General features: G+C 67.0%; 20 protein-coding genes. 11 read left to right on the forward strand and 9 right to left on the reverse strand.

Features of this window, described 5'->3' with window-relative positions; genetic code table 11:
* Positions 1-76: 76 nt before the first annotated feature.
* The 6 genes from EH209_RS09670 to EH209_RS09695 all read left to right on the forward strand — a co-directional run bounded on the left by EH209_RS09670 (position 77) and on the right by EH209_RS09695 (position 7528).
* Complete coding sequence (locus tag EH209_RS09670; protein ID WP_126662716.1) at positions 77-2008, forward strand: bacterio-opsin activator domain-containing protein; 1932 nt, start codon at positions 77-79, stop codon at positions 2006-2008.
* A gap of 98 nt (positions 2009-2106) precedes the next feature.
* Positions 2107-2298 carry a DUF1328 family protein gene (locus EH209_RS09675; RefSeq protein ID WP_008896044.1) on the forward strand — a complete coding sequence of 64 codons (192 nt, stop codon included), beginning with the start codon at positions 2107-2109 and terminating at the stop codon, positions 2296-2298.
* Between the two features lie 229 nt (positions 2299-2527).
* Entirely contained in the window at positions 2528-4450 is a 1923-nt protein-coding gene (locus EH209_RS09680; RefSeq protein ID WP_126662717.1) for an aldehyde ferredoxin oxidoreductase family protein, read from the forward strand.
* A 74-nt stretch (positions 4451-4524) separates the two neighbouring features.
* Entirely contained in the window at positions 4525-5289 is a 765-nt protein-coding gene (locus tag EH209_RS09685; RefSeq protein ID WP_126662718.1) for a class I SAM-dependent methyltransferase, read from the forward strand.
* Positions 5290-5425: 136 nt separating this feature from the next.
* Positions 5426-6505, forward strand: coding sequence for an ABC transporter substrate-binding protein (locus EH209_RS09690; RefSeq protein ID WP_126662719.1), 1080 nt, complete (start codon positions 5426-5428; stop codon positions 6503-6505).
* 111 nt (positions 6506-6616) lie between these two features.
* Positions 6617-7528, forward strand: a complete 912-nt coding sequence (locus EH209_RS09695) for an ABC transporter permease (protein ID WP_249038778.1) — start codon at positions 6617-6619, stop codon at positions 7526-7528.
* Between the two features lie 73 nt (positions 7529-7601).
* Here EH209_RS09695 and EH209_RS09700 read toward each other — a convergent pair whose 3' ends face one another.
* The 4 genes from EH209_RS09700 to EH209_RS09715 all read right to left on the reverse strand — a co-directional run bounded on the left by EH209_RS09700 (position 7602) and on the right by EH209_RS09715 (position 11689).
* Positions 7602-8468: an SAM-dependent methyltransferase gene (locus EH209_RS09700; RefSeq protein ID WP_126662720.1), complete on the reverse strand. Its 867-nt coding sequence runs from the start codon at positions 8466-8468 to the stop codon at positions 7602-7604.
* Between the two features lie 400 nt (positions 8469-8868).
* Positions 8869-9645: an ABC transporter permease gene (locus EH209_RS09705; protein ID WP_126662721.1), complete on the reverse strand. Its 777-nt coding sequence runs from the start codon at positions 9643-9645 to the stop codon at positions 8869-8871.
* On the reverse strand, positions 9642-10418 hold the full coding sequence (locus EH209_RS09710) for an ABC transporter ATP-binding protein (protein ID WP_126662722.1): 777 nt from the start codon (positions 10416-10418) through the stop codon (positions 9642-9644). Before EH209_RS09710 ends, EH209_RS09705 begins: the two co-directional genes overlap by 4 nt.
* Entirely contained in the window at positions 10415-11689 is a 1275-nt protein-coding gene (locus EH209_RS09715) for an ABC transporter substrate-binding protein (RefSeq protein WP_126662723.1), read from the reverse strand. The genes EH209_RS09710 and EH209_RS09715 overlap by 4 nt, the downstream gene beginning before the upstream one ends.
* A gap of 263 nt (positions 11690-11952) precedes the next feature.
* Between EH209_RS09715 and EH209_RS09720 the strand changes: the two genes are divergently transcribed.
* The 3 genes from EH209_RS09720 to EH209_RS09730 are packed head-to-tail and all read left to right on the forward strand — an operon-like array spanning position 11953 to position 16090.
* Positions 11953-12855 (forward strand): hypothetical protein, encoded by a 903-nt coding sequence (locus EH209_RS09720; protein WP_126662724.1) that lies wholly within the window; start codon positions 11953-11955, stop codon positions 12853-12855.
* Positions 12856-12861: 6 nt separating this feature from the next.
* The gene (locus tag EH209_RS09725; RefSeq protein WP_126662725.1) at positions 12862-14571 is read left to right on the forward strand and encodes a pyrroloquinoline quinone-dependent dehydrogenase; all 1710 of its coding nucleotides are present in this window, start codon (positions 12862-12864) and stop codon (positions 14569-14571) included.
* A 37-nt stretch (positions 14572-14608) separates the two neighbouring features.
* Positions 14609-16090 carry a cupredoxin domain-containing protein gene (locus EH209_RS09730; protein WP_126662726.1) on the forward strand — a complete coding sequence of 494 codons (1482 nt, stop codon included), beginning with the start codon at positions 14609-14611 and terminating at the stop codon, positions 16088-16090.
* A 54-nt stretch (positions 16091-16144) separates the two neighbouring features.
* Here the strand turns inward: EH209_RS09730 and EH209_RS09735 are convergent, their stop codons facing one another.
* From EH209_RS09735 to EH209_RS09745, 3 genes are all read right to left on the reverse strand, one after another.
* Complete coding sequence (locus EH209_RS09735) at positions 16145-17290, reverse strand: sodium:calcium antiporter (RefSeq protein ID WP_126662727.1); 1146 nt, start codon at positions 17288-17290, stop codon at positions 16145-16147.
* 77 nt (positions 17291-17367) lie between these two features.
* Positions 17368-18465, reverse strand: coding sequence for a sodium:calcium antiporter (locus EH209_RS09740; RefSeq protein ID WP_126662728.1), 1098 nt, complete (start codon positions 18463-18465; stop codon positions 17368-17370).
* 203 nt (positions 18466-18668) lie between these two features.
* Positions 18669-19088, reverse strand: a complete 420-nt coding sequence (locus EH209_RS09745) for a GlcG/HbpS family heme-binding protein (protein WP_126662729.1) — start codon at positions 19086-19088, stop codon at positions 18669-18671.
* Between the two features lie 340 nt (positions 19089-19428).
* Between EH209_RS09745 and EH209_RS09750 the strand changes: the two genes are divergently transcribed.
* Complete coding sequence (locus EH209_RS09750; RefSeq protein ID WP_126663568.1) at positions 19429-20589, forward strand: glutathione-independent formaldehyde dehydrogenase; 1161 nt, start codon at positions 19429-19431, stop codon at positions 20587-20589.
* 91 nt (positions 20590-20680) lie between these two features.
* Here EH209_RS09750 and EH209_RS23995 read toward each other — a convergent pair whose 3' ends face one another.
* Positions 20681-20842, reverse strand: a complete 162-nt coding sequence (locus EH209_RS23995; RefSeq protein WP_164722028.1) for a hypothetical protein — start codon at positions 20840-20842, stop codon at positions 20681-20683.
* Positions 20843-20999: 157 nt separating this feature from the next.
* On the opposite strand from EH209_RS23995, the gene EH209_RS24000 reads away from it, so the two are divergent.
* The gene (locus EH209_RS24000; RefSeq protein WP_164722029.1) at positions 21000-21158 is read left to right on the forward strand and encodes a hypothetical protein; all 159 of its coding nucleotides are present in this window, start codon (positions 21000-21002) and stop codon (positions 21156-21158) included.
* Between the two features lie 14 nt (positions 21159-21172).
* On the opposite strand, the gene EH209_RS09755 is transcribed toward EH209_RS24000, so the two are convergent.
* On the reverse strand, positions 21173-22294 hold the full coding sequence (locus tag EH209_RS09755; RefSeq protein WP_126662730.1) for a CobW family GTP-binding protein: 1122 nt from the start codon (positions 22292-22294) through the stop codon (positions 21173-21175).
* Positions 22295-22462 lie beyond the last annotated feature (168 nt).

Below are 22462 nucleotides of genomic sequence, written 5' to 3' on the forward strand. Positions count from 1 at the left end.
TAGGGTAGCAGTCCGATCGTTGAACCGTCGGGCCGAGCACCGCGGTTCTTACGGCGTTGCCGTTCGAAGGAGGGCTATGAAGAACGCCGATGCGGCGGAGAACGAGGGTCGAGTCGCGCCCGCAGTCGCTGCGCTCGAGGCCGTCGTCGACCCCGTCGTCGCCGTCGTCGACGGGACGATCACGTACGCGAACGACGCGGCGCGGACGGCGCTCGACTTGACGTCGTCCGAGGGCGAACGCGGGGCCGGCGAGTGGGACGCGGCGAGCGCGCTCGAGTCGTGGCCGCGACTCGAGGCGGCCGTCGACGAGACGACCGTCGGGACGGTCCGCCGGGTCCCGCTCGAGGACGAGCCGTATGACGCGCACGTTCACCGGGACGCCGATGTGGCGACGATCACGTTCGACCGCGAGCGGGAGGACGCCGCAACCGGCGGATCGGAGGGGGAAACCGACGGGACGGCGCTCGGCGAGCGCGACCGGACGGTTAAGGATCGCGCGATCAACGAGGCGCCGGTCGGGATCACCATCTCCGATCCGGACCGCGAGGACAACCCGCTCGTCTACGTCAACGACGCCTACCAGAAGATCACCGGCTATCACTACGACGAGGTCGTCGGCCGGAACTGCCGGTTCCTGCAGGGCGAGGACTCTCAGGAGGTCGCCGTCGCCGAGATGGCCGCGGCCATCGACGAGGAGCGACCGGTCACCGTCGAACTGAAGAACTACCGCAAGGACGGCACCGAGTTCTGGAACGAAGTGACGATTGCCCCCGTCCGCGACGAGGACGGGACGGTCACCAACTACGTCGGCTTCCAGAACGACGTCACGGCGCGCAAGGAGGCCGAACTCGCCCTCGAGCGCCGCACCGAAGAGCTCGACGACCTCCTGGAGCGCGTGGAGGGGCTAATCCAGGACGTCACGGACGTCGTCGCAAGCTCGACGAACCGTTCGGAACTCGAGGCCGCGGTCTGTGAGCGGATCGCCGCGGAGGCGGGCTACGACGGCGCGTGGATCGGCGAGCGCAACCCCGCAACGGGATCGATCGACGTCCGGGCGAGCGCCGGCGCGTGCGACGACCCAGACGGCCCGCCGATCGACGCCGACCACCCCGCCGCCGCGGCCCTCGAGGAGCGCGCCGCCACGACCGACGCGCACGAGGGGCGGACTCGCGCCGCGTTCCCGTTGTCGTACAACGGCATCGAGTACGGCGTGCTCACCGTCCGCACCGACCGGGACCGCGAGATCGACGAGCGAGAGCGGGTAATTCTCTCGGCGCTGGCCCGCGCGGTCGCCAGCGGTGTCAACGCCCGCGAGACCAGCCGCGTGCTCGAGACCGACGCTGTCGTCGCCGTCGAACTCACGCTGACCGATCGCTCGGTCGCGCCCGTCGCGCTCACCGCGGCTGCCGATTGCCGACTCGAGTACCGCCGGTCGGTCCACCGGACTGACGACGAGACCGCGTCGCTGTGTACTGTTACGGGCCCTGAGGCCACCGCGTCCGACCTCGTCGCGGCGGCCGACGCCGCCGACTTGGACTGCCGGGTCGTCCTCGAGCGCGAGGGGGAGTGTCTGGTCGAACTCGCCGGCGGCGACGACCTCGTCGGCTGGCTCTCCGAGCGGGGTGTTCGCCTCCAGTCGATCGAGAGCGAGGACGGCCGGGCCCGCGTCACCCTCGAGATCCCGCGCTCGGCCAACGTCCGGTCGATCGTGGAGGCCCTCGAGGACCGCTACCGCGGCACCGACGTCATCTCCTTCCAGCAGCGCGAGCGCGAGGGCGAGACCCGCCAGGAGTTCGCGGCCCGCCTCGAGCGGGACCTGACCGAGCGTCAGTTCGCCGCGCTGCAGCGGGCGTACCTGAGCGGTTATTTCGAGTGGCCGCGCCCGACGACGGGCGAGGATCTCGCCCAGTCGATGGGTGTCTCCCGGCCGACGTTCCACGAACACCTCCGAACGGCCGAAGCGAAGCTGTGTCGGGCGTTCTTCGGAGACACTGAGTCTTCGGGCTGACACTGCAGGGCTGAATGCCCGTCTTAACCGACTGTAGCCCGGCGCTAGCGGTTGGACGGTCGCCGAGGTTTATCTGTCCCTTCGTGATAGACCGGCGTATGTTCCACCTCGTAACGTCGGTACCGCTTCAGGCTGGCGGCGGGTTCCTGTACTGGGCAGTGATCTTCTTCGTCCTGGCGATCGTCGCGGCCGCCGTCGGCGCTCGCGGTGTCGCGGGGATCTCCATGGAGGTCGCGCGGATCTTCGTGCTGATCTTCATCATCCTCGCGATCGTCTCCTTGCTCCTGTAGCGGGCGTCGGGCGCCGCGAAATCGGCGGTTCCGGCCGCCGACTCGAGTAGTGTCAGTTACGACGCCGCAGTATTTGCGACCGCCGATCAATCCGGTACGGTAAGCACGTTGTCCGGACGGCTCCTGACCGCTCGAGCGACGTCGCGATCGAGCACGTAACCAAATCTGGTTATATTGGGGTGAGAACGACTAACACTGTAGGCGACTAATTGAACGGTGTGGAGTTATCATGACTGATATCGGTGGATTCCAGGACCACGTCGCCCGCATCGATCTCTCGGAGGAGTCGGTCGGCTACGAGCCGATCGACGACGAAGACGCGGAGAAGTATATCGGGGCGCGCGGCCTCGGTGTGAAGTACGTCTTCGAACAGGGACCGGACGTCGACCCGCTCGGGCCGGACAACCTCCTGGCCTTCATGAACGGGCCGCTGTCAGGAACCCAGACGACGATGAGCGGTCGGATCGCCGTCTGTACGAAGTCGCCGCTGACGGGCACCGTCACGGACAGCCACCACGGCGGCTGGTCGGGAGCCCGGCTGAAGTGGGCGGGCTTCGACGGGCTGCTGGTCGAAGGGGAGGCCGACGAGCCGGTCTACGCCTATATCGAAGATGGCGAGGTCGAACTCCGGGACGCCTCCCACCTCTGGGGCGAGGGCTTCCACGACACGCGCGACGCGATCGAGGAGGAGGTCGAGGGGGCCTACGGGAAGAACCTCTCGATCATGGGGATCGGTCCCGGCGGCGAGAACGGCGTCAAGTACGCCTGCATTATGAACGAGGACGACCGGGCCTCCGGCCGCGGTGGCACCGGCTGCGTCATGGGGTCGAAGAACCTCAAGGCGATCGTCATCAAGTCCGGGACGAAGATGCCCAAACCGGCGGACAAGGAGACGTTCATGGAGGGCCACCAGCAGGCGATGCAGGCCATCCAGGAGTCGGAAGTCACCGCGCCCAACGAGGGCGGCCTCTCGATGTACGGGACTAACGTCCTCATGAACATCGGCGAGGAGATGGACGGCCTCCCGACGAAGAACGGCCGGTACACCTCGACCGAGAGCATGCGCGACGCGGAGGGCGTCGACATCGACGCCGAGCGCGTCTCCGGCGAGAACGTCCGCGAGAACATCCTCGTCGACGAGCCAACCTGTCACTCCTGTCCGGTCGCCTGTAAGAAGGAAGTCGAGGTCACGGCGATGCACAAGGGCGAGGAGATGAACGTCCGCACCGAGTCCTACGAGTACGAGTCGGCCTACGCGCTCGGCCCGAACTCCGGGCACACCGAGCGCGACGACATCGCCCTCATGATCGACCGGTGTAACGACATGGGCGTCGACACCATCGACACCGGGAACATGCTCGCGATGGCCATGGAGATGACCGAGGAGGGCAAACTCGAGGACGAAGGCGGACTCGACTGGGGCGACTCCGAGACGATGATCGAGATGATCGAGCGGATCGCCCATCGCGAGGACGACCTCGCGGACCTGCTCGCCGAGGGCCCGAAGCGCGTCGCCGACCGCAAGGACGCCGAGGAGAACTCGCTCGCGGTCAAGGGCCAGACCATCGCCGCCTACGACCCCCGCTGCATGAAGGGGATGGGAATCGGCTACGCCACCTCGAACCGCGGGGCCTGCCACCTGCGCGGGTACACGCCGGCCGCCGAAATCCTCGGGATCCCCGAGAAGGTCGACCCCTACGAGTACGAAGGGAAGGGCGAACTGACGGCTCAGTTCCAGGACCTGCACGCGATCTCGGACAGCTTCGACATCTGCAAGTTCAACGCCTTCGCCGAAGGCATCGAGGAGTACGTCACCCAGTACAACGGGATGACCGGCCGCGACGTCACCGAGGACGAACTCCTCCAAGCCGGGGAACGGGTCTACAACTTAGAGCGCTACTACAACAACCTCGTGGGCTTCGACGGCAGCGACGACTCGCTGCCCGAGCGCTTCCTCGAGGACGGCATCCCCGGACAGGGCGCCTCGGAGGGTGAGTACTGCGAGCTTGAGGAGATGAAAGACGAGTACTACGACCACCGCGGCTGGGTCGACGGCGTCGTCCCCGACGAGAAACTCGACGAGTTGGGCATCGACATCGGCCCCGGCACGGGCGTCTCCGCGGGCGACTCGCCGGCACCGGCTGACGACTGACCGCCGACGAAAGCCAGTCGGCCCGGTCGTCGGGTCGTTCGGACGACGGCTTTTCGGCGGTAGCGGTTCGGACGATGGCTTCGCGATACAACTTCGGCGTCTATCACTGGCGGCGACGATTCCGTTCGATAGCCGCCGCGCTCGTCGCCGCCGTCCTCGGCGTCGCCGTTCGACGGCGGACGAACGACGCTCGAGTTCGGCTGACCGCGGCCGGAGCGACAATCGGCGCGGCCGTTTACGCTGTCCGCGTGCTGCGACGCCTCCTGTCGCCGCCACCGTGGGCGCTCGAGCGAGCCAAGTACGACGCGCTGGCGGTCCGCCTCCCCCTCGCCGACGCCGATCGGGTGCTCGACGTCGGCTGTGGCACCGGCCGGTCGCTCGTGGGTCTCGCACCGTACGTCTCGCCCGACGCGGACGTGCTCGGGTTCGACGTCTTCGACGATCGAGTCATCCTCGGGAACGGCCCCGTGCTCGTCCGCCGGAACGGGACCCGCGCCGGCCTCGCGGTGACGCCGGTCGCCGGCGACGCGGCGGCGCTGCCGTTCGCCGACGACTCGATTCCAGTCGTCACCGCCTGTCGCGTCCTCCACGATCTCGAGGCGCCGGCTGCGGATCGAACGCTACGCGAGATCCGACGCGTCTGCGACCCCGACGGCGCGCTCGGGGTGCTCGAGTTGCCGTTGACTCCCGACGGCGTTTCCCGTCACCCCGAGTCCTACTGGACGGATCGCATCACCGCGGCGGGCTTCCGGATCGAGTCGCTCGAGCGACTCGAACGCGATACCGGGAACCACTATCTTGTGATCGTCGCGACGCCGCGAATCGGGAGCGACGGGTAGCCCGCCCGCCGTCGGCTCCCGTCGGCCGGACCGCCGGCAGGCATCGCCTCGAGACGGTCACCGGAAACGGACTACTTAACGGAACGTACAAATCCTTTATTCCGGGGTTCGTGGTTAGCACTCGTTGTGGGAGATAATGCCAAACACATGCTGCGATCGCCGCCGGTTCCTCGCTGTCGCGGGGGGCGTGACTGCGACCGTCGCAGGCTGTCTCGGCGGTCCGGGTGGGAGCGACTCGGGCGATACCGCCGACGGCGAGCCCGCCGTCACCGACGTCTCGCTGCTGCTCAACTGGCGGATCAGCGGGCTGCACGCGCCCTACGTCGCGGCCCGTGAGAACGGATTTTACGCGGACGAGGGGTTCGAGAGCGTTGATATCGAGAGCGGGGACGGCTCGGACTTCGCCGCGAACCAGGCCGGACTGGGGAACGTCGAGTTCGCGATCACGAGCGCCGATCAACTGTTGAACGTCAACAGCCGCGGGCTCTCACCGCGCTGCGTCGCGGTCGTCATGCAGCGCAACCCGAACGTCGTCTTCGCGACCCGCGACGGATTCGGCGAGCTAACCGACCCCGAACAACTCGAGGGCGCGACCGTCGGCAGCGGTCCCGGCATGGTCCGCCAGATGACCGAGGCGTACCTCGAGCACCACGGCGTCCTCGAGAGCGTCGACTACGTCGACGCCGGCTTCGACACCGTCCAGCAGTTGCTCGCGGGTGACCTCGACGCCGTCGGCGGCGTCTTCGGCGACGTCGTGGATGCCGAGCACCAGGGCGCGACCGTCGATGTGCTCTCGATCGACGAGACGATTCGCTCGTACGGCCACCTCGTCGCGACCGACGCGAAGTTCGCCGAATCGAACGAGACGACCGTCAGTTCGTTTCTCCGCGCGACCGCGAGAGGCGCCGTCTGGGCGAGTACCAACCCCGCTGACGCGATCGCTCTCCTCGTCGACGCCCAGCCCGAACTCGAGGAGGTCCGCGAGAACCAGACCGACAAGTGGGACCGGATGCACGCTGAGTACATGTTCTCAGAGACCGTCCGCGAGCGCGGCTGGGGATACAGCGAATCGGGACCGTGGGCGGAGACCTACGAGACGCTCGCGGCGGCCGACGTCTTCGAGGACGACGTCGATCCCGAAACGGTGTGGACGAACGACTACCTCGACGATGAGTCCGAATACATCGCCGACTACGCGGCGCGGGTCGAGTCGTAACCGCCCGCGCGTCTCGAGGCGAACTGTGAACTGGCGGCCGACCGAGGAACGGCGGATTCGACGGCGCCGACGGAGCGCCAGCGAACCGATGTCGAGAAGGGAGCGAGATCGATGACCGATCGCAGTACGGAGTCAGTGGCCGACGGCGGGACCGAATCGATGCCCGACGGGGAAACGGGAGCGGGAGCGATGCCCGACGACCGGACCGATACCCACCATCGCCCGATCCGTACGCCGTCGATCGGGAGCCCGCGGTCCGTGCGCGATCGCGTCGGTCTCGTCGGGAAACGCGTCGGACCGCCGGCGGTCGTCCTCCTCGCGCTGCTCGCCGCGTGGCAGGCGGCCGTCGTCGTCACCGGGCTCCCGACGCTGATCCTTCCGTCACCGACCGACGTCGCGACCGCGCTGCTCGAGACGTATCCGACCTTGCTCGGCGATGCGGTCGTGACGGGCGTCACCGCCGCAGCGGGGCTGCTCGCCGGCGGTCTCGTCGGCTTCGCGCTCGCGTTCGCGATGACCTACTCGCGGACGGCGACGCGGACGCTGGTGCCTTACGTCGTCGCCTTACGGATCGCGCCGCTGATCGCCGTCGCGCCGCTGCTGTTCCTCTGGTTCGGCCGCGGAATCCCGGCGCGGGCGCTGCTCGTCGCGACGTTGACCGTCTTCCCGATGACCATCGCCGCGCTCGACGGACTGCGGGAGACGCCGGCGGCGTACCTCGACCTCGCCGACTCCGTGGGCGCGTCGCGGCTCGAGACCTTCCTGTTCGTCCGCGTGCCGGCCGCCGCGCCGAGCGTCGTCGCCGGGTTCAAAATCGCGGCCACGCTGTCGGTCATCGGCGCGGTCGTCGCCGAGTTCGTCACACTCCGGGCCGGACTGGGCTACCGGGTGTTCGACACGGCGACGTACCTCGAGACGGCCGAGACCTACGCCGCGCTGGTCGTCCTCTCGGCGCTGGGTGTCGGGTTCTATCTGGTTCCGGTGGCGCTCGAGCGGCTGTTGTGGTCGACTTCGGAACGATAGTCGCGAACGGTAGCGGGTCTCTCAGATGCGCGTGCCGGTTTCGACACCGCGAATGGAACGCGCGTTACGGCTCCTAACTCATGCGTTCGTACACGCCCTGGACGACGTTGATCCGGTCTTCTTCGAGGTTCCGGACGACGTTCGCCGCTTTGACCGGCGTTTCCGCTCCCAGCAGGAGGTTTAGTCCGAGCGGTGGCGGCGCGTCCGCTGGCCGCGATCGCATCGACTCCACCACATTCCGGAACCACTCGAGGCTCGGCTCCGTGACGTCCCTCCAGGCGATCTCGTCGAAGCCGCGATCGAGGACGATCTCCCGGAGTCGCTCGGGCGGATCGAGGTAGCTGAGGGATGCATCCGACGCCCAGGGGACCGGAAACACCGGTTCGCCCCGCGGCCCGGCACAGATTTCGTACAGTGCGAGCGTACCCCCTGGTCTGCAGACGCGTCCCGCTTCCTCGACCGCCGCTCCCGTGGCCTCGATGTTCAACAACGCGTGCTCGAACCAAACGACGTCGAACGTCTCATCCTCGAACGGCAGGTCGAGGGCGTTCCCGCGCTGGAAGCGGACCTCGTCGGTCAACCCCACTCGATCGGTAAAGAGCGTCGCAGCCCGACAGTACTCCTCGACGATATCGATTCCGACGACGTCGCAACCGAACTCGGAAGCGAGGGTGCGAGCGGGCCCACCGATCCCACACCCGATGTCGAGGACACGAGAGTGGGCTTCGACCGCCGCGAGGTCGGCGACTTCTCGGGTCGCCTCGCGGCCGCGGATGTGGAACTCGTCGAACGATGCGATATCGTCCCGAGTGAGCGCATCGACGTCTTTCCCGGCGGCTTCGAGGGCGGCGAGGATTTCGTCGCCGAGGTCGGTCACTCCATAGTGTTCGTTCAAGGCCGCTTCGTCGGGGCTGTCCGCTTTCGATTCATCGTTCGTCATGTCTGTACCCTCCCTCGGCAGGAGACGTCACAGTGGCCGGCCACCGCGTTGCTCCCGTCGTCTCTCGAGTCGGCCATCATCTTCGGTTCCCTGGCACGACATCGACTAAGTGCGGTGAGTTCCTGCGACAGGACATCTTGATTTTCCGTGGACGTCGTTCGTATGGTTCCATTCTAGATGGCTATGGCATCAGGCACCATAGCGTTTACACGACCGTCGCTGATTCGCGGTTGATTTCGTCTCAGCAGGATCGGCGCGAGATCTGCCCCTCTGTATGCAGCAGGCGGTTTTCGGCAGACGGCTGGTTATCGATAGTCGGTCCGGTAACTGCTTCGCCCGTACTCGTCGCGGGATTTGCGAGTGACGACGAAGAAGGAACATCGACGACTATCTGTCGCGATCAACCCGCCACTTCGAGCCCCAGCCACCGCTTCACACCGCGCTGGACGAGCACCACCGCCCCGTACAGCGCCAGCCCCAGCGCCAGCAATACCGCGAGCGCCGCGAGCATGACGTCCGGGCGGACGTTCTCCGAGCCCATCTGGATCAGAAAGCCCAGTCCGCGGTCCGCGATCACCCACTCCGCGACGACCGCGCCCACCACCGCGAGGGTCACTGACTGCTTGAGCCCCGCGAAGACGTCCGGCAGCGCGTACGGGAGGTCGACGTAGACGATCCGCTCGAGCGGGCCGGCGTCGACCGACCGCAACAGGTCGCGGTGGGCCGACGGGGCGCGCTCGAGGCCGGCGGCGGTGCTCAGCACGAGCGGAAAGAAGGTGATGAGTGCGACGAAGACGACGGCGGTCTCCGTTCCCGTCCCGAGGTAGATCAACAGCAGCGGCGCGACGGCGATCTTCGGCAGGACCCTGACGGCCACCAGATAGGGGTAGATCGCCGTCCGGAACCAGGGGAGGTAGGCGACCAATACCGCCAGCAGGAAGCCGGCCGCGATCCCGACGCTGCCGCCGTAGAGGACTTTCTCGAGGGTGTACCACGCGTTGTGGACGTACAGCGTCGGGTTCCCGACCAGTCGGGCGACGACGGCGCCGGGCGCGGGCAGGACGAACGCCGGCACGTCACCGACGACCGTCACCGCCCACCAGCACAGCACGGCGACGGCCAGCGCGGCGGTCGGGAAGAAGACGTCACCCGCGAGCGTCCGGATTCGCGTCGTCATCGGTCTCGCTCCAGATCCCGCTCCCGGTCTCGGTCGTGGGTCTCGTGAAGCGTCCGTCGGACGGTCGCGACCTGTTCCTGGAACGCCCGCGAGCCGAAGACGTCCGTGTCCCGCGGTTCGGGCAGGTCGATCTCGTAGGCGGCCTCGATCCGGCCCGGTTGCCCGCAGACGACGAGACAGCGATCGGCGAGGAACACCGCTTCGGGGACGCTGTGGGTGACGAAGACGACCGTCTTCCGCTCGCGGCGCCAGACGTCCCGGATCTCGACGCCGAGTTCGTCGCGCGTGATCTCGTCGAGTTCGCCGAACGGCTCGTCCATCAGGAGCACGTCCGCGCCGAGGTGGAGCGCGCGGGCGATCGCAACCCGCTGGCGCATTCCACCCGAAAGCTGCACCGGCCGCGCGTCCGCGAACCCCTCGAGTCCCATCGTCTCCAGCAGCGCCCGCGCGTCGGCCTCGTCGGGCTCTTCGCCGGCCAGCCGCCGGAGGAACGTGACGTTCTCGAGCGCCGTTTTCCACTGGAAAAGGGTGTGGCGCTGGAAGACGAAGCCGAGGTCGGCACCGGCCTGTGCAGCCGCGGGCGGCTTCCCGTCGATGCGCACGCGGCCGGTCGTCGGCTCCTGGAGGCCGCCGATCGTCCGCAGCAGCGTCGTCTTCCCGCAGCCCGACGGGCCGACGACCGTGACGAACTCGCCGTCGTCGATCCGGAGGTCGACGTCTTCGACCGCGGTGACGTCGTCGAACCGAACCGTGACGTCCGCGAGGTCGATCACGCCGCATCACCGAGCAGGGCGCCCTGCGCTAAGGCCGTCCGGAGGCGGTCCCACATCTCGGCTCGGTGCCAGCCCCAGCCGCGTTCGCGGACGGCGTCGCTGGTACCGAAGTCGGCCGCTGCGCAAGCGAACGTTCGCCGAATTCGCTCCGGCGGGTCGTCGCTCTCCGCGGCGATCCGCTCGGCCGCCGGGCCGGGATCGCGACGCGCCGCGGCCCAGCCGCCGGTCGTCCCCGCGAGGACGTTCCCAATCTCCCGCGCCCGCTCGTCGAGCGTCCGCTTGTGGGCGATGATCGTCGGCCCGTAGATCGGGAAGTGATCGGTGACCGGCAGCACGTCGACGGTCGCTCCCTCTCGCTCGAGCTCTCGCGGATCGGCGATCGAGCCGGTCACGACGTCGGCCTCGCCCCGACGGAGGGCGTCGCGCTCCTCGCCGTTCGTATCGACGACCGCGACATCCTCGTCGAACGTTATCTGCGAGAGAAAGAGTCGTCCGAGTAGGCGCGTCTCGGCGTTCGGCGGCATGCCGACTCGTCGGCCCTCGAGCTGATCGACGCTTCGCAGGGGCTCGCCGAACGCCTCGCGGACGGTGTAGAGGACGGTCATCGCCCGCTGGTAGAGCGGCGCGACCGGGACGATCGGCTCGCCGGCCTCGCGGGCGCGGACGACCGTCGCGGCGCCGGCGAGGGCCAACTCCGCCGTTCCCGAGACGACGCGCTCGAGCGCTCGCCGGGAGCCGTCGCGGTGCTCGAGCCGGACGTCGACCCCGAACGCGTCGTACCACTCGGCCGCGATCGCCGCGTAGATCGGGACGTGGAGGGCGTTCGGCCGCCAGTTCAGCGCGAATTCGATCGGCGAGTCGGACGGCGCCGCCGCCTCGGCCCGCGGTTCCGTCGCCGCGCCGCCGCGGAAGCTCTCGGCGAGTTCGAGCAGCGCCCGTGCGTGACTCTCGTAGGTCGTTTCGATCGTCGGCTCGATGCCGGCGGCCGGTCGCCACGCGGTCCGCGGTCGACCGCCGGACGCGGCCGCGCTGACGGTCGTCCGCTCGACCAGGTCGCGGGCCTCGAGTCGCGCCATCGCCTCGCTGATCGTCGTTCGGTTCGTCCCGGTGCCGATCTGCAGGTGAACGTTCGTGGTCAGATCGGTCTCTCGCTCGGCCCGCAAGAGTAGATACGCGAGGAGTCGGGCCGGCGTTCGCCCGATTCCGGCTGCGATGCTGTCGACGATCGGATCGTCCTCGTCGTCGAGTACCCAGACGGAACGCGTTCGCATTGGGATGTGGTATCAATCCACTCCCTACTGCATAAGGCTAGCACTACGCGCGGGAAGTGAAACCGAACACGGCGCGCCGGGTGTGCGTTCGGATGCGCCGCCAGTGACTGGCCTCCGCGGGGTTCGGTCACCTTACGGAATGGCGAATTCGATTAGATATTCATTTCTTCTGTTTCCATATTAGTTTAGATATTATATTTTGATGCCGATTCCATTGATAAGTATTATCCAAACACGTGGTGTCATCTATGTGTGGTGGTAACATGAGTCAGACACCAACTACGTCGAACACGAAACTCGCAGAACGAGGCGATCTGGCGACAGTGCTCGGCGTCGATACGGCAGGTGAGGAGGACATAACGTGGACGACCCTCGCGGGGCGGGTCGAACCGCGGTCCGATTCGACGTTCGCCTCGAGCGGGGCGACGATCCGGGCCGACCTCGGCGACCGGCTCGATCCCGACCTGCTCGAGCGCGAGCGCGAGCGGATCGCAGACGAGATCGGTCGCTTGCCGGACGTCCGCGAGGCGGGCGTTCCGGACGGGCCCGAGGGACTGTATACGGAGGTCGCCAAGCCCGGTTGGCGCCTCTACGATCACCTTCTCGAGGCGGGATTCTTCGAACGCCTCGACGAGACCCTGCCGCGGTTCTCGGCCGAGCACGTCGAGACCACGGCGCGCGAACTGGTCCTGACGGATCGGCTCTCGTCGGCGCTCGACGACGCCGGCTTCGACGAGGTGGAGAAGACGGCGCTGCTTTCCGCCGTCGCCAACGACAGCGAACGGCTCTCGCGGTGGGTGCCGGCGAATCAGATCCCGGACGACGTCGAGTTCGAGACGTCGACCGTCCCCCCGTTACATCAGCGGGCGATGGGCGGAGCGCTGCTGTGGATCCGCGGTCTCGACAGACACCTCTGGCAGAACGAGGTGCTCGTCACCGAGGAGATCCTCGACGACGCGGCGTGGTACGTGAAGGCGATGCTGGGCGGCCTGTTCGTCACGGCGACCGCCGCCCACGACCTCGCCGCGGCGGACCGATTCACGGACGAACAGCTGACCGCCGCGCTCACCGCGGGGACGGCCGTCCAGATCGTCAGTCAGGAGGAACTGCTCCACGCCGTCTTCTACATCACGGACGAGATGCGCGCGCCGAGCGAACTGAGGTGATATCCCATGGCACTTCGCAACGATAAGGCCGTTCAGGCCGCACGCGACATCGAACTGAAGGAGATCGAGGATGGCTATACGCTGGTCGGCGGTCCCGAGGAATCGATCACGCAGCAACACGACACCGACCGAATCCCGGAGGGCGACGTCGACCAGGAGATGCTGAGCAACTCCGGCGAGGACCCGAAATCGTGGCTGATGTACGGCGGCAACTACGAACAGCACCGAGCCACGACCGCCGACGTCATCACGCCCGACACCGTCTCCGACCTCGAGCTCGAATACGAGCTGTCGGTCGGCACCGGCTCGAGCATGGAGGGGACACCGATCGTGGTACCGGGCGACCCGCCGGTCATGTACCAGACCAACGGGCCGAACCACATGAAGGCGATCGACCCCCGCGAGGGGGAGGTCCTCTGGAGCTACACCTACGCACCGCCGATCGGCATCGAGCTCTGCTGTGACGACAACAACCGCGGCGCCGCCGTCTGGGGCGACAAGGTGTACATGACGACGCTCGACTCGGGCGTACAGGCGCTCGACCGCTACACGGGCGAGGAGGTCTGGCACACGAGTACGGCCAACCACGAAGTCGGCTACTCCGCGACGTGGGCGCCGGTGATCCGCGACGGAACGATCTACACCGGCAGCGCCGGCGGCGAGTACGGCGTCCTCGGGTTCGTCGCTGCGCTCGATGCCGAGAGCGGCGAGATGCTCTGGAAGACCGATACGCTACTGGAGGACGAGTGGGTCGGCCAGAGCCGCGAACACGGCTGCGGGACCAGCTGGATGACTCCGACGATCGACGAGGAGCGCGAGGTCCTCTACACGGCGGTCGCGAACCCCGGCCCGGACTTCGACGGGACGGTGCGACCGGGGCCGAACTTCCCCACCTGCGGCACGGTCTCGCTGGACTTAGAGAGCGGCGAGTTCCAGTGGGGCTTCCAGAGCAGTCCCCACGACGTCTGGGACTACGACGCTGTGGCGCCGCGCGTGTTGCTGCGCGACGTGGACGTCGACGACGGACCGTCGGAGATGGTCGTCGGCTCCGATAAGACCGGCTGGGTGTACATGATGGACGCCGAGTCGGGGCAGCTTCACGAGCGCAGCCAGGAGATCTGCCAGCACATCAATATGTGGGAGATGATCCCCCACATCAGCGAGGACGAGCGGGTCCCGTTCGTCCCCGGCGCGCCGGGGGGCAACGACTGGCAGCCACCGTCGTACAACCCCGACACCGGGTACGTCTACGTGGTGCACCAGAACTTCCCGCAGGACCTCTACTGGCGCTACGAGGAGTACAGCGAGGGCAACCCCTACTGGGGCGGCGGGCTGGACGACCCGGCCTCCGAGATGCCCGACGAGTGGAACGAGTCGATCACGGCCTTCGCCGCGGTCGATCCCGCGACGGGCGAGCGCGTCTGGCGCGACTGGATCGAGAGCGAGGACGAGTTCTACATGTGGGGCGGCTCGATGTCGACGGCGACGGGACTGGTCTTCAACGGGACCCAGAACGGGAACCTCGTCGCGTACGACGGAGAGAGCGGCGACCGCCTCTGGGAGCACGAGTTCGACGTCCCGATCAGCGCCTCGCCGATGAGCTGGTACGACCCCGGCGAGGAGAAGCAGTACGTCGCGGTCCAGGTCGGCGGCAGCGGCTGGCTCCGTCAGGGAACCCGCGGCGACACGCTCGCCGTGTTCTCGATGGCAGCCTGAATCGCACTGACAACTGAAATCATTCACACGATACACAATGACGAACGAACAACCCTCACGCGAGGACGTGTCCCGTCGCGGCGTGCTGAAGGGGACCGCTGCGCTCGCGAGTACGGCCGCACTCACCGGCGAGGCGGGCGCCTATCGCGACGCGTTCGATTTCCCCCTTCCGGTCGCGCAGAACGACGGGATGGCCCGGACGCTCACGCTGGTCGGCATCGTCGGCGGCTGGCTCGGCGTCGCACCGCACTCGATCGACGGCAAGTCCAACCCGCCGCTGCGGCTGGTCGAAGGAGAAGAACACGAGGTCGTCTGGATCAACGGCGACGGATCGACCCACAACTTCAACATCGCCGCCGGGAGCGCCCTCGGCGACGACGTCGAGGTGCTCGAGGTCACGGATACGGTGTCCGAACAGGGCGAGTTCACCACCCTCCAGTTCACCGCCACCGAGGAGATGGAGGAGTACTTCTGTCAGCCACACCCGGCCCAGATGCGCGGTCCGGTCGAACTGATCGACCCTGGCGACGTCAGCGAACTCGTGGTACACGTCGAAGACGAGAACGGCGAACCCCTCGGTGCCGAGGTTTTCGTCGACGACATGCATTCGTACTCGGACCTCGCCGCCCGGCCGGACCCGTTCGCGGAGGAGGGACAGAGTCAAGAGTCGGAATCGCGGGAGCCGGGTAACGCCAGCGACGGCAACGTCAGCGACGGTAACGCCAGCAATGGTAACGTCAGCGACGGCAACGCCAGCGACGGTAACGTCAGTGACGGTAACGCCAGCGACGGTAGCGGCGACGTCCAAGGCCAACAGACGCAGCCGCCCGCGGTCGCCCGCTTCGACCTCCTCGAGGACGGCGAGTACGACCTCGAGGTCTGGACGTACGGCCACGAGCGGGTCACCGATACGGTCCAGATCGACGGCGAGGATCAGCAGATCACCGTCACGTTGCCGGAGGTCGACCCCGGCGAGCCGACCGAAACGTATTCGATGACCCTCGAGGACGGCCAGTGGGTCGGTAACGAACCCGAAGCGATCGCCGACCAGGAGAACCCGACGCTCGAACTCCAAGCGGGCGATACGTACGCGATCGAGTGGGAGAACGCGATCGGTCGCGGCCAACCGGACGGGGAGAACATGACCTTCGAACCGCTTCCCGGCCACAACCTCGCGATCGCCAGCGACGGCGAGACCAACCAGTGGAACACGTACGTCCGGTCGGATTTCACCGCCGAGGAAGGCGCGACTCAGACCGTCGAGTTCGTCGCCACCGAGGAGATGGGCGTCTACCTTGACCAGTCGCAACTCGACGCCGTCGGTGAGATCACCATCGACGGTGCGACAGGGACCGGCGACGGAGCGGCGGCGGGCAACGAGACGACAGGCAACGAAACGATGATGGACGACGGGATGATGGGAAACGAGACGATGAGTAATGAGACGATGGACGGTGGGATGATGGAGAACGAGACGGAAGGCAACGAAACGACGGACAACGAGTCCGACGCGTCCTGATCGCTCCGTCTCGAGGCGTTCCGCCTCGAGTCGCAATTTTTCGGCGGAGCTCGCTCACGCGTAGTTGGCGATCCAGTAGCCGACGTAGAGGAGCAGCAGGACGCCGCCGCCGAACCGCGTCACGCGGCCGCGAGCGAGCATGACGGCGACGACGAGCAATCCGGCGGCGAAAAACGGCCAGTGGACCGCCAGCACCGCGCCGGTGGTATCGACCGGACGCAACAGCGCGATGACGCCGACGTTGGCCGTCACGTAGAACACCGTGCTCCCGACGACGTTCCCGACTGCGAGGTGTGCCCGTCCCTGCCGCACCGGTTCGACGGTCAGCGCCAGTTCCTCGATCGAGGCGATGAACGAGAGCACCGTTGCGCCGAACGCCAATCCCGAAATCCCGAACGCGACGAAGATCCCCTCGGCGCTGACCACGGTGATCCCCGACCCGACGGTCATCCCGACGATCGCGAGGACGGCGACGGCGAGACTGAACCGCCCGCTTTTCCCCTCGAGGTCGGGAACGAACTCGTCGAAATCGAGGTCGAGGTCCAAATCCAGGCCCGAGTCGGAACCCCGGTCGCGAGCGCGTCGCTCATCCCGTTCGTCGCCGCCCCGGCCGAGCGCAGGCGCGGCGCCGCCGTTCGACTCCGCTGCCGCGGCGCCACCCTCCGGGTCCGTCTCCGACGCCGCGTCCGGATCGTCCTCGAGGTCGACGACCTCCTCGACCTCTCCCGAGAGCAGGTACGTCGTCTCCGAGCGGCGTTCGCGCCAGAAGATGCCGGCGAGCAGCGGGACGAACAGGACCGTCAGGATCGCGCCGTCCGTCCAGTCGAGCGTCCCGTCGAGCGAGAGCGCGAACGCCGGGAGCGGAACGAGGACGAGCAGGAACAGATAGAGTCGCGGGACGTCCATCCGAAATGGGACGGCGAGCCCCGCGACGCCGACGGCGACCGCGAGGACGAACAGCGACTCGCCGAACACCGTTCCGAGCGCGAGATCGGGGAGGTCGACGAACGCCGCCGTGACGCCGAGGATCGCGTTCTCGAGGTCGACGCCGGCGAGCACGACCGCGAGGAAAAACCCGGAGATGCCGAGCGAGACGGCGCTGCGGGCGACGGCCGCGATGAAGACCTCGACGCACCAGATCACAAGCAGGACGCCCCCCAGGAAGAGGGCGACGAGGCCGACGAGCGCCGCGCTGTCCATACGCGGTCCCGAACCACGGCAGCGCACTTAATTCCGGGCGTCGATTCCGCAGCCCCGTCTCGTCGGCGCTCGCGGCCCTATCCGGGGATCGGAACGCCGCCGAACGCGAAGATCGCGACGAGCCAGTAGGCGACGTACAGCCCGGCGAGGGCGTACCCGTGGCCCCGTCGGAGCCGGCCGCTGGCGATCACGGCTGCAGCGACGGCGGTCAGGACGATCACCGCGGGCAGGTGGAAGACGAGCACGGCCGGTGGAATCGTCACCTCGGCGACGAACGCGATGACCCCGACGTTGGCCGTGACGGAGAAGATCACGCTCCCGACGACGTGGCCGATGCCGATCTCCGGAATCCCCCGGCGGACCGGTTCGATCGTCAGCAGGAGGTTCTCGAACGTCAACACCAGCGTCAGCACCGTCGCCCCGAAGACCGTCTCCTCGATCCCCCACGACTCGACAAGTACCTCCGAGCTCGCCTGCAGCATGATCGATCCGACGACGAGTCCGCCGAGCGCGAGCACCGACAGCCCGAGCCAGAAGGCAGCCTCGTAAGCGGCGTCCGTGACGAAGCGGTCCTCGGGAATCTCCTCGAGGACCGTTCGACTGTCGAGCTCCGCGAGGCTGACCTCCTCGAGCGGGACGCCGCCGTCGGCCTCGATGCGCTCGGCGATCTCCGAGTCCCGGAACACCGGGACGTCGCGCTGGGATTCCCGGACGACGACGTAGCCCAGCAGCGCGGCGAACGCCGCGACGAGGAGGAGCCCGTGGACGGTGGTGAGCGTTCCCGCGAGGACGAACGGGACCAGAAGAAGCGGCGAGAGCGCGAACAACACGAGGTAATCGCGGGGGACGTCGACTGGAAACGGCCGCGCGATCGCGGCGACCGCCAGCGTGATTCCGGTGATCGCCAGCGCGGTCCCGAGCGCGGTCCCGAGCGCCGCGTCTTCGAGGCCGCCGGCGCTGAAGACCAGCGCGACGGCGGTGTCGTCGAACTCGAGGCCGGTGAAGACGATCGCCAGCGCGAAGATGGAGACGCCGAAACCCATCGCCGCCCGCGTGAGGTAGCTGATGAGTTTCTCGACGCTGTAGGTGAGGACGACCGCCCCGACGACGAGCACGACGACCGCGAACCACGTCCCCTGTCCCTCGATGACGCCCTCGAGGAGGTCTTCGACCATAACCCACTGCATGTGGGCCGTCAACATATAGCTAACAACCCGGAGAGAGAATTCCGTTGGAAATCTATACACGCGTCGCGGATCGACCGACGGGACAACCCGCCGGCCGTCGAGTACACGCCCGTCGTGGGACCGGTTCCGTACGTTTTCGATGCGAAAATCGGTTGTTCGGGTCGGAGCGCGACGACCGCCGCACGCCGTCGTTACGAAGAGTGTTCGTCGAATCTGTCGACGCCAGACTCCGCGACGTCCATGTCTTGCTCGACCTCGCCGCCGCTAACGCCGATCGCCCCGACGATGTTGCCGTCCCGCTCAAGCGGGTAGCCACCGCCGAAAATGACCATCTTTCCCTGGTTGGTGTTCTGCAGGCCGTACAGCGATTCGCCCGGCCTAGTCGGATCGGCCAGATCGTGCGTCGGCATGTCCAGAGCGGCCGCCGTGTAGGCCTTGTTCCGCGAGATATCGACCGACGCGAGCCACGCGCCGTCCATCCGGTGTTGGGCGATAAGGTTGCCCTCGGAATTCGAGACCGCGATCACCATCGGATTGTCGATCTCTTCCGCTCGCTGTTCGGCCGCGTCGATGATCTCCTTCGCCGTCTCGAGTCGCACTGACTCAACCATGCGAGGAACTACCACCCTTCGAGGTGGCATAAATACCCACCGTGAAAATCCCACGATATACCGTCGGCGAGAGCCGCGAACGTAACCGGCGAGACCGTCGATCACGCTGGTGATTCTCCGACGACCACCGAACGTGGGCCTCGTATCGCGACGGCGATCGCGCCACGGCGGGGAGAACGCGCCGATCGTCCGACGGCTCCAGTTCTCGGTGGAGCGGGCGTGCGAGCACGGTTTCCACGGACCGAACGGGCGCTACCGAATCCGACTCGAGCGCAGCGACCACACGAAGGTTTACAACGGAGTTCGTCGTCCGTTCATCGAGGTTTGATAACTAATGTCAATGGACGCCGTCGTCTATCAGGGACCGCAGGAGGTAGCCGTCGAGTCGGTCGACGAGCCCGAAATCGAACACGAGAACGACGTTATCGTCGATATCACGACGACGTGCATCTGTGGATCGGACCTCCACATGTACGAAGGGCGGACCTCGGCCGATCCGGGGATCGTCTTCGGTCACGAGAACATGGGCAACGTGATCGAGACCGGCGACGCCGTCACGTCGCTCGAGGAGGGCGACCGCGTCGTGATGCCGTTCAACGTCGCCTGCGGGTTCTGTCGCAACTGTGAGAACGGGTATACCGGGTTCTGTACCAACGTCAACCCCGGCTTCGCCGGCGGCGCGTACGGCTACGTCGCGATGGGACCGTACAAGGGCGGACAAGCCGAGAAACTCCGGGTCCCCTACGCCGACTTTAACGCGCTGAAACTGCCGGAGGGAGACGAGCACGAGGACGCCTTCGCGCTCCTCGCGGACATCTTCCCGACGGGGTGGCACGGCACCCGACTCGCGAACCTGCAACCCGGCGAATCGATCGCGATCTTCGGGGCCGGTCCCGTCGGCCTGATGGCCGCCTACAGCGCCAAGATCCAGGGCGCGTCGGAGATTTACGTCGTCGACCGCGTCGAGAGCCGCCTCGACCTGGCCGAGGACCACTGCGACGCCCGCCCGATCAATTTCGAGGAGAGCGATCCAGTCGAACAGATCAAGGACGCACACGGCGGCGGCGTCGACAATGGCGTCGACGCGGTGGGGTATCAAGCGATCGACCCCGAGACGGATCCGGGTGACGACGCATACGATCCGGCCCGAGAAAACCCCGCGGTCGTGCTCAACCAGCTCATCAAGGCCGTCCGACCGACCGGCGAACTCGGGATCCCGGGGTTGTACGTCCCGTCGGATCCCGGCGCGCCCGACGAAATGGCGGCCCAGGGGCGACTCGGTATCGACTTCGGCAAACTCTTCGAAAAGGGGCTGAAGTTGGGCACCGGCCAGTGTAACGTCAAGGAGTACAACCGGGAGCTACGGGACATGATCATCGAGGGACGCGCCGACCCAAGCTGGGTCGTCTCCCACCGCGTCGACCTCGATCGTGCTCCGGAGATGTACGAGAAGTTCGACGAGCGCGAGGAGGGCGTCATCAAGGTCTTACTCGAGCCGTAGCCGTCTCACCGTCGGTTCCGGTCGGTAGCGCTTGTCTCGAAGCGTCCGATCGGACCGGGCCCTCGCCGCGGTCCGCGGGTGAGCCCCGACGTCAGCTTCGCAGCCACGCCACCGGATGCTCCTCGCGGAGGTGATCCTGATACCGTTCGATCAGATCCGGATAGGATCCCGCGATCACGTGCCACTCGCAGTGCTCGCACGCCCGTTCGACCGTATCGTCCGCGCTACTGACGTATCCGCCCTTCCGATTCATGGTTATCGTCGTTCCCTCGCGATCGCATAGCGCTCCCGGCTCATCCGACGGTCACTCGCGTTCGATGCCGCCGTGAGTTCGATCCGTTGCTTGCCGACCGGCCGGAGCCACCTCGAGCGGAGAAACGGGTATACCGCCGACCGGCGTAGATCGACGCATGTGCCAGTACTGCAGCTACTCCCTCCATGACGGCTGGACGCGGCTGCTCGAGTACGACGACGTCTACCAGAACGCCCTCCCCGACCGAGCGACGGACCAGTCGACTCACGGCTTCCACGAGTCCTGGGAAGAACTCAGTGACCAACTGGAGTCGTAGGGATCGGGGAGCGGTCATAGCGGAAACGGATTGACCGACGGTTCTATCTCCGCCGCTTCGTCGCCCTCGATCACGCATGCCTCGAGTTCCTCGCGAATCCGCTCTTCGTCCATCTCTCGGCCGATGAACACCAGTTGGGTGCGCCGGTCGTCGTCGGGCCGCCACTCGCCGATCGGTCCGGCCCTGACGGACGGGCCGGCCTGACTGACGCCGATCACGTCCTCGCGGTCCGCGACGTAACAGACGCCCTTGGCGCGGACGATCGCGCCGTCCCAGTCCTCGAGCCAGGCCGCGAGTCGCTCCGGGTGAAACGGTCGGTCGGACCGGAAGACGAACGACGAGACGCCGTGCATCTCGGCAGCGGTGCGCTCTCCGTTGTGGGCGTCCGGCCCGTCTCCGTGATCGTGGCCCTCGCCACGCAGGTGACGTTTCCAGCCCTGCGAGCGCTTGGCCGACTCGAAGTCGAACCGACCGGTGTCGAGGACGATGTCCGGATCGACCTCGCAGTAGCTCGTTCGGAGCCGTTTCGCTCGCGGCTGGAGGGTCTCGACCACCGCTTCGATCTCCTCGAGGACGTCCTCGGGGACCATATCGGACTTGTTGAGCAGCAAGACGTCGCAGAACTCGATCCCCTCGACGAGGACCTCGCTCAACGGCCGGTCGGCGTCGGGTTGTGCCTCCTCCGGAAGCCGCTCTCCGGCGTCGAACTCCTTCCAGAACCCGTACGTATCCAAGACGGTCACCATCGTGTCCAGCCGAAACAGGGTCGTCGGATCCACGTCGCTGTCGTCGGTCCCTTCGGTGAACACCTGCGCCACGGGAATCGGTTCGCTGATCCCTGAGGACTCGACCAGCAGATAGTCGAACGTTCGGCGCTCCGCCAGCCGCCGTGCTTCCTCGAGGAGATCCCCCTGTAACCGACAGCAGATACAGCCGTTCGAGAGGTCCACGATCCCGTCCTCGTCGTTTTCCCGCGCGATGCGGTCCGCGTCGACGTTGATCTCTCCCATGTCGTTGACGATCACCGCCACCCGCCGTCCGCCCGGGTTCGACAGCACGTGATTGATCAGCGTCGTCTTTCCAGCACCGAGGTAGCCGGTGACGACGGTGACGGGAATTAGGCCGTTCTCTGTCATACGGTATCTCCTATCACGTCTGGAGCGCTACTAAGTGACCGGTCGGACGCCGCCGACAGTATCGAACGCGGGACTGTTAGACATCGATCGGGCGAGCCTCGGGACGACCGCGTCGAGTCGCGGCTCGCGGCGACCGCTGCCGCCGCGACGGCGAGCGCAACCGTGCCG

It is taken from the genome of Haloterrigena salifodinae (assembly GCF_003977755.1).
Lineage (GTDB): Archaea > Halobacteriota > Halobacteria > Halobacteriales > Natrialbaceae > Haloterrigena > Haloterrigena salifodinae.